2 protein-coding genes are annotated in these 2,342 nt (G+C 57.2%); both read right to left on the bottom strand.

All coding sequences use genetic code 11. From position 1 onward, the window contains the following. Positions 1-43: 43 nt before the first annotated feature. The gene (locus tag GUI70_RS22385) at positions 44-748 is read right to left on the bottom strand and encodes a hypothetical protein (protein ID WP_161884483.1); all 705 of its coding nucleotides are present in this window, start codon (positions 746-748) and stop codon (positions 44-46) included. Between the two features lie 121 nt (positions 749-869). Further along, a complete protein-coding gene (gene tnpC / locus GUI70_RS22390) occupies positions 870-2,279 on the bottom strand; it encodes an IS66 family transposase (RefSeq protein WP_161884484.1) in 1,410 nt (469 codons plus the stop codon). Positions 2,280-2,342 lie beyond the last annotated feature (63 nt).

A 2,342-nucleotide genomic window follows, 5' to 3' on the forward strand; every position in this document is an offset into this window, starting at 1 on the left:
GTATTTGATTAGCGGTCTGTGTAGGATCCGTAATGGAGCGCGTTCAAGCTAGGTGCGTCACCTTCAAGATTGCTAACTTGGCATGCACCACAACGGCCTGGCCACCTCGAAACTGGAAGAGTAGGGCCTCGCCTGCGTCAACTTGGTATACCGGCCCTTTGAAGAAGGTCATCTGATCGATGATGCCATGGCTCACGGAGCCGATATGATCTAACGTCAAGTCTTCGCTGACTGGCATCTCCGAATCTCTGTGATGAACGGTCAGATAATCGACGTTTTCAAAGCAGATTTCCAGATGCTGACCACTGCTCCCAAACTCAACGATGACCCAACGTAACGACAATCGGCTTTCCGTCACGTCGTATGAGAAGCCTTGAAAATCAGCGCAGTTGTGAAGATCGTACGCTCGCCCATGCTGGGCCACGTTGATCGAGTCCGTCACGCTGAAATTCGTTAGCATGATGGCTTTCCACGTGGACTCCGAGATCGGCTCTTTCAAGTCCAACCCATCCAGCTCGGCAACCTGTTGAACAAATTGCATGGTTTGTTCAGCTTCAAGTTCGTCGAAGACTCTCCGTATCATGGCCTTCAGAGTATCCACGCTCAGGTCGAGGAGACTATGAAGCAGCCGTGCTGTTCGGGCAGGGCTAAGTCCAGCATTGCGTGCGATCCGCACCGCAACTTCTGGTGGAATGCTGGTGTGCTCGAGCAGCCCTCTGAGCGCCAGTTCGTTAGAGGTCAAAGTCACAAAAGGCATCATAGAGGATCAGCCCATGACTTCTTCTGGCAGCGCTGGTAGGATAGATTAACGCTTTAAAATTGCTACTTTAGGTAGTCTGAGAGTACTTAAATAGCAGCTTATACGTGGGTCAGCAGCGTAGGGACATCAGCACATCAACGGACTCCTGACCACGCAGGCGGGCCGTTTCCACGGTCGACTTGATGCGCATGTATGTGGTGGCTCCCCGTACGTTTTTACTGCATTGCGAGACTTTCCTGGCCATAACCACCGTTCTGAGACTGCGTTCGGCGGCATTGTTAGTCGGTGGAATGTCCGGATCCGACAGGAACAGCAGCACCCGTTCACGCAGATGCTGTTCCAGAATTCCAAAGCGCAGCCGCTCATTGGCCTTGGTCTTCAACGGTACACGCCTCAGCAACTTTTCCAGGCGCAGGGTGAGGGACTCACCCTGCTGCCGATATTCCTCCCGAGTACACCATCCCTCGTCATAGCGCCGATGGAGCTTGATCCCGTCGCGGAAGACCTGAGCCAGTCGCAGACCGTATTCCTGTCCTCGACCCGGTCGCTGCTGTTCTCCGGCAGCGACCTCATCCGCGTTGCGGATGAGATGCGCCAGGCACTTCTGCTGCCTCATCTGGTCGAGCGTCCTGCTGTCGTAGACCTTGAACCGGTCGCAGATCAGCACGCCCTGGAACGCGTCGCCCAGGACCTTTCGAAGTTCGATGTTGGTGTGCTGGTGGTTGGCGGTGAACAGCACGGTCTGGGCTGAACGGAAGGTACTGACCCAGGCTTGCCCAGCGCTGATCCGCCAACCGGTATCGTCATGATGCACAAACGCAGCGGCACGAAGATCAGCTTCCAGGGTCTGAACATGGGTCGCCAGGGGGCCTGCATCCTTAGCCAGCCGCTGTGCGTCCTGGGTCACTGCGCCCTGCGTGATGTGAATTCCGGTCGTCAACTCAAGCACCCGTGGCAACCGGCGCTGTGGGAGGCCGACTTCATGGTGCAGCACCTGAAGGCTGGCCTTCAGACGCGGTCCGCATCGATGAGCCGTCGCCCCGTATTGATCTCCCGCCAGGTCAGGATGAACGCCGCGCACCGTGCGCCCACACGCAGGACACATCATCACCGGAACGTGATATTCCGTGAGCTGGTGAGCGCGCTCACCAGCGAGGTCGGTGATCCAAGCTTTGTCCTGGCGCTTGAAGAGGAGTTCACCGCTGAACTCACAAGCAGCGCAGGTATTCGGCACCTCCACCTCGACCACTTGAGTGATTTGCTCGGGTGTCGGTGCCTGCTTGTACGTGAAGATCCCTGCGCCTGCACACCGTCCCGAGGGTTTGGGATCAGCCTTGCGGGTCTCACGACTGTGCGGTACCGCATACTTGCGGCTCTTGCGCTCAAGGTCTTCGAGGCGCTTCTTCAGGCGTGCATTTTCAGCTCTGAGCGCACGGTTTTCGGCTTCCAGCCGCTCGAATCGCTGGGCCTGCTGCCGGATGATCTCCAGCAGCTCTTGCTCCCTCGGCGTCCCAGTCATCCACCCCAGCTTAACGGCAGCACCCCCATCCAACGACGGAATTGGGGGGCGCTAATCAGATAC

Source organism: Deinococcus alpinitundrae (assembly GCF_009982895.1).
GTDB lineage: Bacteria > Deinococcota > Deinococci > Deinococcales > Deinococcaceae > Deinococcus > Deinococcus alpinitundrae.

Bases quoted from the DNA above. Each gene is read 5' to 3' on its own strand.
- tnpC (WP_161884484.1), bottom strand. From the start codon at position 2,279: ATGACTGGGACGCCGAGGGAGCAAGAGCTGCTGGAGATCATCCGGCAG.